The organism is Magnetovibrio sp. (assembly GCF_036568125.1).
Lineage (GTDB): Bacteria > Pseudomonadota > Alphaproteobacteria > Rhodospirillales > Magnetovibrionaceae > Magnetovibrio.
On sequence record NZ_DATCTF010000016.1, the window covers coordinates 68037 to 82049 of the forward strand.

Genomic DNA, 14013 nt, shown 5'->3' on the forward strand with positions numbered 1-14013 from the left:
ATGGTCTCCGTATTTTTTGGGCCTTAGGCCAACTGGTTTTCCGGCAAGGGCAAGTCGAGGGTGTCTTCGAATTCGACGATGTCGTCGATTTCCGCGCCCATGGAAATGTTGGTGACGCGTTCCAAGATCAGCTCGACGACCACCGGCACGCTGTACTGTTCCATCCACGCTTCGGCTTGCTTGAAGGCAGCCTGAATTTCCGACGGCTGCGTCACGCGGATCGCCTTACAGCCCAAGCCTTCGGCGACCTTGACGTGATCGACGCCGTAGCCTTCGACTTCCGGTGCGTTGATGTTTTCAAACGACAGCTGCACGCAGTAATCCATCTGGAAGCCGCGCTGCGCCTGACGGATCAGACCGAGGTAGGAGTTGTTCACCACCACGTGGATGTAAGGCAGCTTGAACTGTGCGCCGACGGCCAATTCTTCGATGAGGAATTGGAAGTCGTAGTCGCCCGACAGCGCCACGATCTTGCGGTCCGCGTCCGCCGCGCGCACGCCCAACGCTGCCGGCAACGTCCAGCCCAGCGGGCCCGCCTGGCCGGCGTTGATCCAGTGGTTGGGCTTGTAGACGTGCAGCATCTGCGCACCGGCGATCTGCGACAGACCGATGGTGGACACGTAGCAAACGTCCTTGCCGAACGCTTCGACCATTTCTTGATAGACGCGATGGGGTTTCATCGGCACCGCGTCGTAGTCGGTCTTGCGCAGCATGGTCTGCTTGCGGCCCAGGCATTCCTTCGCCCATGCCGAACGATCCTTGAGCTTGCCGGCAGCCTTCATCTCTTTGGCGACGTCGATGAACATTTCCAACGCGGCTTTCGCGTCGGACACAATGCCCAAATCGGGGCAGAAAATGCGGCCCAACTGGGTTGCTTCGATGTCGACGTGCACGAACTTGCGACCTTCGGTGTATTTCGCCACCGAACCGGTGTGGCGGTTGGCCCAGCGGTTGCCCACGCCCATCACGAAGTCGGACGCCAACATGGTGGCGTTGCCGTAACGGTGCGAAGTCTGCAAACCGACCATGCCCGCCATCAAGTCGTGATCGTCGGGGATCGCGCCCCAGCCCATCAGGGTCGGGATCACGGGCACGCCGACCAGCTCGGCGAACTCGACCAATGCGTCGGAACCGTTCGCGTTGATGATGCCGCCACCGGCGACGATCAGGGGGCGCTCGGATTCATTGAGCATCGCAATGGCTTTTTCCGCCTGCGCACGGCTGATCGTCGGGCGATCAACGGGCAGCGGCTCGTAGGTGTCGATGTCGAATTCGATTTCGGTCATCTGCACGTCGATGGGCAGATCGATCAGCACCGGACCGGGACGGGCCGAACGCATGATCTGAAACGCCTTTTGGAACACGCGCGGCACCTGGGCGGCTTCGCGCACGGTCACGGCCCACTTGGCGACGGGCTTGGCGATCTGTTCGATGTCGACGGCCTGGAAATCTTCCTTGTGCAGCTTGGCGATCGGCGCTTGGCCGGTGATGCACAAAATCGGAATGGAATCCGCAGAAGCAGAATACAGACCGGTGATCATATCCGTGCCCGCCGGGCCGGAAGTGCCGATGCACACGCCGATGTTGCCGGGCGTGGCGCGGGTGTAACCTTCGGCCATGTGCGACGCACCTTCGACGTGGCGGCACAGGTAATGCTGAACGGATCCAGCCTTGTTCATGGCCGAATAAAACGGGTTGATGGCCGCGCCGGGCACACCGAAGGCTTTGGTGATACCTTCTTTTTCAAGAACCTTAACTGCGGCATCCACAGCTGTCATGCGAGCCATTGGGCCTCTCCTCGTACAAAATATTGGGGCTGGTGTTGGCTCAGACTTAGCGCGCGCGGGGGCCACAAACAATGAAAATGATAATGTTTTCCGCAATTCGGAATTGTCATTTTTATATCTTTTATTTCAATATGTTAATTTATTTCCATACTGTGGAAACGACGCCTTTTCAACGCCGTATAGGTTGGTTTTGGAAGCGCTTTGACGTATAGATAGACGCCACATCCGCGCACCCTTGCCGCGTGCGCCCAACGGGAGAACCGAAAGTGCTCACCATCCAACGTCTCGACCATGCAGACGCCCAGATCCTGATCGAGGGCGCAAAAGAAAAAGCCAGCGAAATCGGCGTGCCCATGTGCATTGCGGTGGTCGACGAATCCGGCTTCCTGATCGCCTTCCAACGTATGGACGGCGGCAAGCCCCTATCCACCACCCTGGCCCAAGACAAGGCCCACACGGCGGCGATTTCGCGCAAAAGCACCCAGGCCTATAACGAATGCTGCGTACCCGGAAGTTTGACCTTTGGCATTCACATTTCGGCGGGCGGGCGGTTCTCGACCGTCGGCGGCGGCATTCCGGTCGAGGTGGACGGCGTGCTGGTTGGCGCGATCGGCCTTTCCGGCGGCGCCCCCGAACAAGACATCGCGTGCGCCCAAGCGGGCATCAATCGTTTCCTGGCTGAGCGGGCTTAGGCTTAAGACTGGATCTCAGTCGCAAAAGCAGGTCTTTTTGCTTTTCGGCACCACCCCGCCCATGGCGGCGGTGATTTCGGCGGCGCACTCCTTAACCATGCCGCCGAGAACCGGAAAACGATCATCGCCGACGCGCGCCATCGGTCCCGACAGCGACACCGCCGCGATGGGTTCGCCGAATTCGTCGAAAATCGCCGAGGCCACGCACCGCAGTCCGACGCAATGTTCTTCGTCGTCATAAGCGAAGCCGGTTTCGCGCACCTCTTCGATCTCTTTGCACAGCGCCTGCTGGTCGATCACGGTGTTGTCGGTGGCGCGTTCGAACTCGCGCATCTGAATGAATTTCTTGGCCTTTTCCACCGGCATCGCAGCCAGAAGCGCCTTACCGACGGCGGAACTGTGGATCGGCACCCGCGATCCGGGCTTGGCTTGCACGCGCATCATCTGGCGGCATTCCACCTGCGCCAGGTAGATGCACTCACCTTGATCGGCGACCGCCAGATTGACCGTCTCGCCGCTTTTTTCCATCAAGGCCGCCATGAACGGCCGCGACGTCGCGATGATGTCGCGCGAACGCACGAACGCGTTGCCGATGATGAACGCCTGCACGCCCATCTTCCACAGCGACTGATCGTTGTCGTATCGCACGTAGCGTTCATGCTGCAAAGTCGTCAACAGACGGTGGGTGGTCGACATCGGCAGGCCCGCGCGCTGGGAAATATCGGTCATGGTCATGCCGTGATCGTCGTCGGCGATGACATTGAGGATCGACAGCGCCCGACACAGCGACTGCACTTGACCGCTGCTGTCGCCGCTTTTTTTCACGACATTTTTGATTCGCGCTTTGCGTCGCACTTCTTTCGCCATAACCGGCCTCCAATAAACGGTTTATTGGTTGAATATACTGGATAATTCAACCATTTCCGAATTGTGGAATAACATTTCAATAATTGACCATATAATCAGATATCGACTACATTGCCTAGATAAAATTCACACCTCTTTGGGCAGGTAGACATGACAGCGACAAACGCCTTGAACACCCATACCATCGGCTTCATCGGCGTGGGCCTGATGGGCAAACCCATGGCCCGCAACCTGCACAAAGCGGGGGCCAAGCTGATCATCTACAACCGCTCTCAAGCGGTGATCGAGGAATTGGCGGGCGAAGGCATGATCCCCGCCGCCTCCCCCGCCGACGTGGTGCGCCAAGCCGACACCACCATCTTGATGCTGCCCGACACCGACACCGTCAAGGCCATCTTGGAACGTGAAGACGGTGTGCTCGGCGCAGTCGCGCCCGGCAAGTTGATCATCGACATGGGCACCACCGAAGCCACCTTCACCCGCGCCATGGCCGCACACGTAGAAGCGGCGGGCGGCGCATATGTGGACGCCCCCGTTTCCGGCGGCACCATCGGTGCGGAAAACGCCACCCTGTCGATCATGGCCGGCGGATCCAATGACGCCTTGGAACGCGCCCGCCCGATCCTCGAGGTCATGGGCAGCCGTGTGGTCCATGTCGGCCCGGTGGGCGCGGGCCAAGTCGCCAAGGCCGCCAATCAGGTGATCGTCGGACTGACCATCAGCGCGGTGGGCGAAGCGCTGAAACTGGCCGAACGCGCGGGTGCCGATCCGGCACGGGTACGCGAAGCGCTCAAAGGCGGCTTCGCCGATTCACGAATTTTAGAAGTTCACGGCGCACGCATGATCAGCGGCGATTTCAAGCCCGGCGGAAAATGCACCACCCAACGCAAGGACCTCGATCAAGCGCTCAAGCTGGGCCGCGAATACGGGCTCGATCTGCCCACTACCGCTTTGGTGATGGGCCAATACGAACGCGTCATCGAGGCCGGTTTCGGCGACCTCGATCACGCCGCGTTGATTAAGATTCTTGACCTTAATTAGCGGCGTCTTTGCGCGCGTCGCGAATGGATTCGTAAAAATCGTACAGCGCCATGGCCGCAATCATTGCCACGATGATGATGAACGGCGCGGCACCGATGGATTGAGCAAGGCCACCGATAAAGGCCAGGAACAGCGCGATCCCGAACAGGCCGGTCAAAAGATTGGTCATGATGATATCCTCTCCATATTCGTTTTGGCCTTAGGCCGGGCGACGAGTTTCTAGGCCTCGTCCGCCAATTCGTTCAAATGTTTGACAAACCAACTTGCGTTGCGAAACAGCCGCGCGTCGTCGTGACGCAGGCTCACCATCTGCACCCCCAGCGGCATCCCCGCTTCGCCTTGCAGCACCGGCAAGGTCAGCGCTGGCATGCCGGTGAACGACCACAGCGTCGAACAGGCCGGATTGCCGGTCGATTCCAATCCGACCGGCGCTTCGCCCAAGGCGGCGGGCGTTATAATGGCGTCGAATTCCATCATCACGCCTTCGAACCCGCGGGCGAACATCGCCATGCGGTCCAGCCCCAAACTGTAATCCACGCCGTGAACCTTGCGGCCACGTTCGATCATCGCGCCGAGCACGTCGCTGAGCGGCGCGTCGTCTTGGTCCAGATACTTGCCGAGGTTTTTGGCGATGTCGGTTTCCATCACCACGCGTTGCCAGGCGAACACCTCGTCATACACGTCGGCGATTTGAATTTCTTCGACCCGATCACCGAGTGCGTCGACCAGTTCGCCAAACGCTTCTTGGGTTGCCGCATCGCAGTCATTCCACGCCGGCCCCTTGAGAAACGCAAAGCGCGGCGGCATCGGCGGTTCTTCATGGCATTTGGCCAGCAGATCGGGACGTGGGCGCAGCACCGTGTCTTCGTCTTGGGCGTCGAAACCGATCATGGTTTCGGCCATCAACGCGGCGTCCTCGACGGTGCGCGCAAACAAGCCGACATGGTCCAGATTCCGCGATGTGCGCAAAACACGATGGCGCGAAATCAAGCCGAAGGTCGGCTTATAGCCGACCACCCCGCAATAGGATGCCGGACGAATGACCGAGCCGTTGGTTTGCGTTCCCAACGCCAACGGCACCATAGCCGAAGCCACCGCCGCCGCAGAACCACTGCTGGAACCGCCCGGTGTGCGGGTGGCGTCATAGGGATTGGTGGTTTTGCCCGGCGACAAGACTGCGAATTCAGCCGTCACGGTCTTGCCGAGAACAATCGCGCCCGCTTGACGCAACCGCGCCACAGCCGTCGCGTCTTCGACCGTCTTGCGACCCGCGTGAATGGGGCTGCCGTATTCGGTCGGATAATCGAAAGTGTCGAAGATATCCTTCACCGCCACCGGCACGCCATGAAGCGGGCCGACCGGCGCGCCGGAGCGCCGGTGCTTGTCGGATTCACGAGCCTGTTCCAAAACGTAGCCGGGTTCCAAATGGGCCCAGGCCTGGACCGTGCCATCGACTTCTTCGATGCGGTTCAGGCAGTCTTGAACCAGTTCCTCCGACGAGACCTGCCCGTCTCGAATGAGACGGGCGGCCTCGAAGGCGGTCAGTTGGTTGAGGTTGCTCATCCTACTTCACCAGTCCATGCGGCCTTATGCCGGACCGAACAGGTATTCCGGCAGCCACAGGGCGATACCCGGGAAGTTGTACAGCAGAACCATCGAGAAAATGACGATCGCCAAGTACGGCATGATGCCCTTGAAGATATCCATCAATTCGACGTCAGCCGGGGCAACGCCTTTCAGGTAATACGCCGCCATAGCCATCGGCGGGGTCAGGAACGAGGTCTGCAGGTTCAGCGCAACCAGCATGCCGAAGAACAACGGATCGACGTTGAAGGCTTCCAGCATCGGCAGGAAGATCGGCACGAAGATGATGATGATCTCGGTCCATTCCAGCGGCCAACCCAACAAGAAGATGGTGACCTGGGCCAAAATCAGGAAGCCCACGGTGCCGATATCCAGCGCCAAGAACCAATCCTTGATGATGTCGTGACCACCGAGGTACGAGAACACCGACGCGAAGGTCCACGAACCGACAAACAGCCAGCAGACCATCGCCGCCGTCTTGGCCGTCAGGAACACCGCTTCTTTCAAGCGCGTCCAGGTCAACGAACGATAGATCGCAGCCAACAACAAACCGCCCGCGGCGCCAACGCCCGCGGCTTCGGCCGGGGTCGCAAGACCAAGCAAAATCGCACCCAGAACGGCCGTGATCAAAATCGCCAAGGGGAAGAACGAAACCAACAGTTCGTACATCACCTTGGAGAACGTCACGTCCTCATCCGCAGGCTTCGGCGCCAGGGTCGGATTGAAATAGGCACGCGTCACCACGTAGACCATGTAGAAGCCCGCCAGCATGAAACCGGGGAACAGCGCACCGGCATACAGACGCAACGGCGAAATTTCAGCAATGGCCGCATAGACGATCAGCATGATCGATGGCGGAATGAGAATGCCCAGGCAACCGCCGGCGCAGATCACACCCGCTGCGAAGCTTTTTTCGTATTTGGCTTCGAGCATGGCCGGGAATGCCAACATCCCCATCAGCGTCACAACGGCGCCGACGATACCGGTCGCGGTCGCGAACACCGCGCACGTCAGCAATGCAGCGACGGCCATGGAACCGGGCAAGTTGCGCGCCGCCAATTGGAAACTGAAAAACAGCCGATTGACGATGTTGGCGCGTTCAACCACGTAGCCCATGAATAGGAACAATGGCACCGCGACAAGCACGTCGTTTGACATCACCGAAAATGTGTTCTGAACGAACAGATCAAATATTCGGTTGTCGAACAGCGACTGCATGCGCATGGGGTCGTAGTAGGCATAATAGCCGAAGCCCAAGCCCATGGCGACCAGAGTGAAAGCGATCGGGAAGCCCAGCAACACCACAAAGATGAACAGGCCGAGCATAAAGAGTGCGATTTGAGGATCAGTCATCAGTGTTTCTCAACCTCGAGCTGGTGAAGGTCTTCGATTTCATGCACCAGCATGGTCTCCGTCTCCTGGACGTCATGCAAACGCGCGGGCCATTCACCGGTGCGGATGCACTGCACGCAACGCACGGCTTCGGCGATGCCCTGCAGCAACACCAAGGTGCCGGAAATGGGAATCAGAGTTTTGAAGAAATAGATCTGGATGCGTGCGGGGCTCGACCAGCTCACTTCCTTATAGAACCAGGAGTCGGCCGCAAATCCGTATCCGTAATAGATCAGCGCCACGGCACCCGGCGCCAAAAACAGGATGTACAGGACCAAATCGACACTGGCCTGAACTTTTTTCGGCATCAAGCGATAGATCACATCGCCGCGCACGTGCGCATCTTGAGACAGCGCGTAGGCGCCCGCCATCATGAACAGTGCGCCGTACATCTGGATGCTCATATCGAACGCCCACACGGTCGGGGAATTCAAAATGTAGCGGACAAACACTTCGTAACAGGTCGAAAACGTCAACACCACGATGCACCAGGCGAACGCGCGGCCGGTCCATGCACTGAGACTATCGATAAAGTGTAGGATACGGGTCATGCCTACAACCTCAATTCAGAAAGAAATATAGTGTAAGCCGTAAGGGCGACGCTTGAAAGCGTCGCCCTCCCGGTTTGGACCGAAAAAGTCCCAACCGTTTTTACAGCTTGCCGTAGTAGTGCTCGTAAGCGAGACGGTAGTTCGGCGTGTTCTGCAACGAGTACGCACCGTAACGTTTCGCCCAAGCTTTTTGCGAAGCAACGACCTTGGCGAAGAACGGATCGTCCTTGCTCATGCGGTCGACGACCACGTCCCAAGCTTTGAGCTGGTCGGCCATGACGGAATCGGGCGTACGGTAAACGTTGACGCCGTGCTCTTCCTTCAGGCTGACGAGGTCGGCGGAGTAACGCTCCATAGCCTTCCAAGCCATGTCCGACGAAGCCGCTTCGGAAGCGTATTCGAGGATCGACTGCTGTTCGGGCGACAGGTTGTCGAACAGGGTCTTGTTGAAGATGATTTCGAACGATTCCTGCGACTGATGGAAGCTGGCCAAGTGGTAGTGCTTGGACACGTCCTGCATGCCGAAGTCTTTATCGGACGTCGGGTTGTTGAATTCAGCTGCGTCGATCAGGCCGCTCTTCATGGACGGCTGAATTTCGCCACCCGGAAGCTGCACAACCGACATGCCCATTTCTTGCAGAACGTCGGCGGCGAGACCAACGGTGCGATACTTCAGGCCCTTCATCTGCGAAGCGTCGGTGATGTGCTCTTTGAACCAACCCAACGGCTGCGCCGGCATCGGGCCGGAGAAGAAGCCGACCAAGTTCAAGCGCAGCTTGTCGTGCATCAGTTCGTTGTAGAGCTCACGACCACCGCCGTATTGGATCCAGCCCATCAGTTCGTTGGCGGACCAACCGAAGCAAGGGCCGGTGCCGAACAGCGAGGCAACCGGGCTTTTGGAGTACCAGTAAGCGGTCACAAGGTGTGCACCGTCGAGAACGCCTTTGTGCACAGCGGTCTGCATTTCGGCGGTTTTCACAACGGCGTCGACGCCCAACAGTTCGATTTTCATCGAGCCGCCAGCCATCTTGTTCACGCGATCGGCGTAGTCCTGGGCGAATTCCAGGAAGATGCCGCCGCCCCAGGCAGCCTGAACCTTCAACACGGTCGCGGCTTTGGCGACGTGCGGTGCGGACAATACGGCCGCGGCTGCGCCCGTTGCAGCGATACCGCTGCCTTTCAGGAACTTACGACGCGACAGCGCTTTGTCCTGGTTCGTTTCAGTGGTCTTGGTCATGCTCTTGGCCTCCCAATTAAAAGAATTCCCTTTGAGGATATGCTGACGCCACGCCTTTGGGCAAATAACGCATCATACTCACTGAACAAACCGGATCACCCTGCTGGACCTTCGGTCTTCAGCTGCGATTCGGTTCAAAAACCCTCAGTGACGCCCGGATCACCCGGACCGCCTCCATTCTACGTGGCCTCTTAACCTTATCGTTTCAATCGATTATTGGACGATGATGGGATAAGGGGAGGCCCATTTATACAGCGCTCAAATGCACTGTTTTGTATCCTGACCGTAGGGCCATGATGCAAACGGGTCAACGCAAATGGTTTTCTTTTCCATCCTGCGAAAATGATACATTTTAGCCATACTTTTCAATGCACTGCACTGCATTTACACAAGCATTATGCAATACGATCGCCCGGCTCTCGCCCTGCGAAAATGGCATCCAGATTGTCCAGCGCGCGAAAGCCCATGCCGTTACGCGTCTCTACGGTTGCGCTGCCCAGGTGGGGCAACAAGAATACGTTGTCCAACTCGCGATACTTTGGATGAATATGATCCGGTTCGCCATTAAAAACGTCGAGTCCCGCCGCAAAGACTTTGCCCGATGTCAGCGCTTCGATCAGCGCCTCGTCATCGACGACGCCACCGCGCCCGGTGTTCACCACGATCGCGCCATCGGGCAACAAGGCGATGCGCTCGCGGTTCAAAAGTCCAGTGGTTTGTGGCGTTGCCGGGCAATGGATCGACAGCACATCGCAATGGGGCAGCAAATCTTCGACCGTTTCATGATAAGTCGCGCCGCATTCGAGATCGGCGCTGAGGCGGCTGCGATTATAATAGTGCACTTCCATGTCGAATCCACGGGCGCGTTTGGCGGCCACTTGGCCGACCCGCCCCATGCCGACCACGCCGAAACGCTTGCCGGTGGTTTGCGCGCCGAGCATGAAGGTCGGACTCCAATCTTTCCATTGCTGAGCGCGGATCATACGCTCACCTTCATAAGCGCGCCGCGCCGCGCCCAACATGCAAAGAATGGCGATTTCCGCGGTTGCGTCGCTCAGCACGTCCGGGGTGTTGGTGACGATGATGCCTTTGGCCTTGGCCGCGTCCAGATCGACATGATCGTGGCCCACCGAAAAGTTGGCGATGGCGCGTACGTTTTCCGGTAGCCTGGCAATCACCTCGGCGGGGAATTTTTCCGTGTGACACGGCAAGATCGCATCGGCGTTTGCCGCCATTTCAATGATCTCATCGGTCGAATACAGCCGATCATCGGGATTGAGCATGGGCTGGTAATCGCGCTGCAAGCGGGCCTCCACGGCGTCCGGCAGTTTGCGGGTGACAAGAATTCTGGGTTTGTCGCTCATGGCTCACTTATCCTCGTAGTGTATTGACGCACGCCAGTCTGTTCACGCCAGCGCAGGTGCGATCATACGATCAACGAAAATCCCCAGGCTAGACTTATTCAACCCACAACTTCCGCATCGTGGAAAATCATTCTGCAAATGGCTTCTCAAGCTTGGCGTTTATGCTGCAGTGCACCATAATATATATGTCGGGTCGATCGTGCCCGACAGGCCCGCTTCCAAGGAAGTGAGGACCTCCCCAACGATGAGAACAAAGGGCCGATATCATGACGAACCGGATCGCCGTCGGCGACCTGCGGGTCGCACCCCTGCTTTATCAATTCGCCGCATCTGAAGTTCTGCCCGGCACGGGTGTCGAGCCCGATGCATTCTGGGCAGGCTTGGACCGCATGGTCAAGGAACTCGCGCCGCGCAACGCCGCGTTGCTGCAAAAGCGCGACGCTCTGCAGGCGCAAATCGATGCCTGGCACAAAACGCATGCCGACCAACCGTTCGACACTGCGGCGTACAAGCAGTTCCTCACCGATATCTGTTATCTGTTGAACGAAGGCGACGCCTTTAAAATCACCACCACCAACGTCGATGCGGAAATCGCCACCATCGCCGGACCGCAATTGGTAGTGCCGGTGATGAACGCACGCTTCGCGCTCAACGCCGCCAATGCCCGTTGGGGCAGCTTGTTCGATGCGCTGTATGGCACCGATGTGATTGCCGAAGACGAGGGCCTGGAAAAAGGCGCGACCTTCAACCCCGCGCGCGGCCAAGCCGTGTTCGCCTACGCCGCCAAGTTCCTGGATCAAGCCGCCCCGCTTGCTGAAGGGCGTCACGGCGAGGTCACCGCTTATGACGTGATCGACGGCAAATCCCTGCGCATGACGCTGGCCGACGGGCGCACCACTGCGCTGGCCGATCCGACGCAATTCATCGGTTTCGATACTGATGGCACTGCGCACACGGTGCTGCTCAAACACAACGGCCTGCACATCGAAATCCGCACCGACGCCGATCATTATGTCGGCAAGGTACACCCCGCCCACGTCGCCGACGTGGTGATGGAAGCGGCGCTGTCGACCATTCAAGACTGCGAAGATTCCGTCGCCGCCGTCGACGCCGATGACAAAGTCCTCGCCTATCGCAACTGGCTGGGCTTGATGAAAGGCGATTTGCAAGAACAGTTCACCAAAAGCGGCAAGACCGTCGTGCGCCGCCTGAAATCCGATCGCGTCTATAACACGCCGGACGGCGGCGAATTGCGCCTGCACGGACGCAGTCTGTTGTTGGTTCGCAACGTCGGCCATCTGATGACCACCGACGCGGTGCTCGACCAAAACGGCAACGAAATTCCCGAAGGCTTTCTCGACGCCCTGTTCACCAGCGCGTGCGCGCTGCACGACCTCAAAGGCGCCAACAAGGGTGGCAACAGCCGCGCCGGCAGCGTCTACATCGTCAAACCCAAAATGCACGGGCCCGAAGAGGTCGCCTTCGCCGACACACTGTTTTCGTATGTCGAAGACATCCTCGGTCTGGCGCGCAACACCTTGAAAATGGGCATCATGGACGAGGAACGCCGCACCACCGTGAACTTGAAGGAATGCATCCGCGCCGCCAAGGATCGCGTGGTGTTCATCAATACCGGGTTCCTGGATCGCACCGGCGACGAAATTCACACTTCCATGGAAGCCGGACCGGTGGTGCCGAAAGAAGCCATGAAGGCCGAACCGTGGATCGCGGCATACGAAGACTGGAACGTCGACATCGGATTGGCGGCAGGGCTCAGCGGCAAGGCTCAGATCGGCAAGGGGATGTGGGCGATGCCCGACGAAATGCGCCGCATGGTGCAACTCAAGCAAGCCCACCCCGAAGCCGGGGCCAACACCGCGTGGGTGCCCTCGCCCACCGCCGCAACCTTGCACGCCATGCACTATCACGCCGTCAGTGTGGCGGAACGCCAGCGCGCCCTGGCGGATCGCCCCCGGGCAAGCGTGGATGATATCCTCACCATCCCGTTGCTCGGCGATCGCAAACTGACCGACATTGAAATCCAGTCCGAACTGGACAACAACGCACAAGGCATTCTCGGCTACGTGGTGCGTTGGATCGACCAAGGTGTGGGTTGTTCGAAAGTGCCCGACATCAACAACGTCGGCTTGATGGAAGACCGCGCCACCTTGCGTATTTCCAGCCAACATCTGGCTAACTGGCTGCATCACGGCATCTGCACCGAAGACCAAGTGCGCGAGACCCTGGAACGCATGGCCGCGGTGGTCGACGGACAAAACGCAGGCGATCCCAGCTATCGCCCCATGGCCCCGGACTTCGCGAGTTCAATCGCGTTTCAGGCGGCATCGGACTTGGTGTTCAAAGGCCGCGAGCAACCCAACGGCTACACCGAACCGCTGCTGCACGCATGGCGCAAAAAGGCCAAGGCGGCGCACACCTAAGCCGCTAATGCATCAACCAGGTGATCAAAAGCGGCAAGGTGATCATCGACACGGCGGTGGACAACAACACCGCCGTGGATGCCCTTACCGGCATGGCATTGTGTTCTTGGGCGATGACGAACAGCGCCGCCGCCACCGGTGTCGCCGCCCCCAAGGTTGCGACCAAACGCCATTCATCGCTGACCCCAAACGCCGTCATCGCCCCCCACATGATCAGTGGGTGCAACGCCAGCTTGGCCAGGCTGGCGAACGACGCCTCGCCCACGCCGTCCGCGATCGGGCGGCCCGCCAGCACCGCGCCCAATGCGAACATCGCCGCAGGTGCGGCGGCTTGGCCCAACAAATTGGTGAAATCCGCCAATTCGCCTGGCAAGCCGATCCCGGTGGCTGAAAACAGCGTCCCAACAACGATGGCTAAGATCAGTGGGTTTTTCGCCACGCCGCGCACGATGATGTGGCGCACCTGCCCTGCACCCATCGGGTTCATCAAGATCGTCGCAAAGGGAATGAAAAACGCCACATCGACCAGCAGCATCAACGACAGGGGCGCAGCCGCGCCACCGCCCAGAACCGACACCAAAAGCGGGATGCCCAAAAATCCGATGTTGCCATAACACCCTGCCAGCGCCATCACCGCGCGGTTGTTGCGTTCGGCGTGAAACAGCGCCTGCGCCAAAAACCATACCGTTGCGAACACCGCCAAGCCCGCGACCAAATGAGCGAGAACGAAGGCGCTCTCGTTAACCAGACGTTGAAAATCGCTTTCCGCCATCTTGTTGAACAGCAACGCCGGAAGGGCAAAGAAATAGACGAAGCGGTTGAGGCCCACCACCCCCGGCGCATCGATGATGCGGCCGAGCGCGGCCACGTAACCTGCGACAACCAGGGCGAAGAAAGGCAAAACCAAAAAGAATATATCGTTCATCAGCGGAGCCTAAACGAAGGTTCCACAACGGCGCAAGCGGATCAGAGACCGCTTGTTGGAAACTTCAGCACATCGATCAAAGATCTTGGCTCAATTATCCGAAACACACCAAAAACCCTAATTTCATAGTAT

General features: G+C 58.7%; 12 protein-coding genes. 3 read left to right on the plus strand and 9 right to left on the minus strand.

What is annotated here, in order from left to right:
* Positions 1–23: 23 nt before the first annotated feature.
* Positions 24–1787 carry a glyoxylate carboligase gene (gene gcl, locus VIN96_RS14455; protein WP_331897088.1) on the minus strand — a complete coding sequence of 588 codons (1764 nt, stop codon included), beginning with the start codon at positions 1785–1787 and terminating at the stop codon, positions 24–26.
* A 266-nt stretch (positions 1788–2053) separates the two neighbouring features.
* Between gcl and VIN96_RS14460 the strand changes: the two genes are divergently transcribed.
* The gene (locus tag VIN96_RS14460) at positions 2054–2479 is read left to right on the plus strand and encodes a heme-binding protein (protein WP_331897089.1); all 426 of its coding nucleotides are present in this window, start codon (positions 2054–2056) and stop codon (positions 2477–2479) included.
* A gap of 15 nt (positions 2480–2494) precedes the next feature.
* On the opposite strand, the gene VIN96_RS14465 is transcribed toward VIN96_RS14460, so the two are convergent.
* Complete coding sequence (locus VIN96_RS14465; RefSeq protein WP_331897090.1) at positions 2495–3346, minus strand: IclR family transcriptional regulator; 852 nt, start codon at positions 3344–3346, stop codon at positions 2495–2497.
* Between the two features lie 150 nt (positions 3347–3496).
* On the opposite strand from VIN96_RS14465, the gene VIN96_RS14470 reads away from it, so the two are divergent.
* Positions 3497–4387 (plus strand): NAD(P)-dependent oxidoreductase, encoded by an 891-nt coding sequence (locus tag VIN96_RS14470; protein WP_331897091.1) that lies wholly within the window; start codon positions 3497–3499, stop codon positions 4385–4387.
* On the opposite strand, the gene VIN96_RS14475 is transcribed toward VIN96_RS14470, so the two are convergent.
* The 6 genes from VIN96_RS14475 to VIN96_RS14500 form a co-directional block, all read right to left on the minus strand.
* Positions 4380–4556 carry a hypothetical protein gene (locus tag VIN96_RS14475; protein WP_331897092.1) on the minus strand — a complete coding sequence of 59 codons (177 nt, stop codon included), beginning with the start codon at positions 4554–4556 and terminating at the stop codon, positions 4380–4382. The two genes, VIN96_RS14470 and VIN96_RS14475, sit on opposite strands and share 8 nt — an antisense overlap.
* Positions 4557–4606: 50 nt before the next feature.
* On the minus strand, positions 4607–5950 hold the full coding sequence (locus VIN96_RS14480; RefSeq protein ID WP_331897093.1) for an amidase: 1344 nt from the start codon (positions 5948–5950) through the stop codon (positions 4607–4609).
* A gap of 24 nt (positions 5951–5974) precedes the next feature.
* Positions 5975–7324, minus strand: coding sequence for a TRAP transporter large permease (locus VIN96_RS14485; RefSeq protein WP_331897094.1), 1350 nt, complete (start codon positions 7322–7324; stop codon positions 5975–5977).
* Entirely contained in the window at positions 7324–7914 is a 591-nt protein-coding gene (locus VIN96_RS14490; protein ID WP_331897096.1) for a TRAP transporter small permease subunit, read from the minus strand. The genes VIN96_RS14485 and VIN96_RS14490 overlap by 1 nt, the downstream gene beginning before the upstream one ends.
* A 100-nt stretch (positions 7915–8014) precedes the next feature.
* Complete coding sequence (locus VIN96_RS14495) at positions 8015–9151, minus strand: TRAP transporter substrate-binding protein (RefSeq protein ID WP_331897098.1); 1137 nt, start codon at positions 9149–9151, stop codon at positions 8015–8017.
* Positions 9152–9546: 395 nt separating this feature from the next.
* On the minus strand, positions 9547–10515 hold the full coding sequence (locus VIN96_RS14500; RefSeq protein WP_331897100.1) for a D-glycerate dehydrogenase: 969 nt from the start codon (positions 10513–10515) through the stop codon (positions 9547–9549).
* 266 nt (positions 10516–10781) lie between these two features.
* Between VIN96_RS14500 and VIN96_RS14505 the strand changes: the two genes are divergently transcribed.
* Positions 10782–12956: a malate synthase G gene (locus tag VIN96_RS14505; protein WP_331897102.1), complete on the plus strand. Its 2175-nt coding sequence runs from the start codon at positions 10782–10784 to the stop codon at positions 12954–12956.
* A 4-nt stretch (positions 12957–12960) separates the two neighbouring features.
* Here VIN96_RS14505 and VIN96_RS14510 read toward each other — a convergent pair whose 3' ends face one another.
* Positions 12961–13881, minus strand: a complete 921-nt coding sequence (locus tag VIN96_RS14510) for an AEC family transporter (protein ID WP_331897104.1) — start codon at positions 13879–13881, stop codon at positions 12961–12963.
* Positions 13882–14013: the final 132 nt, after the last annotated feature.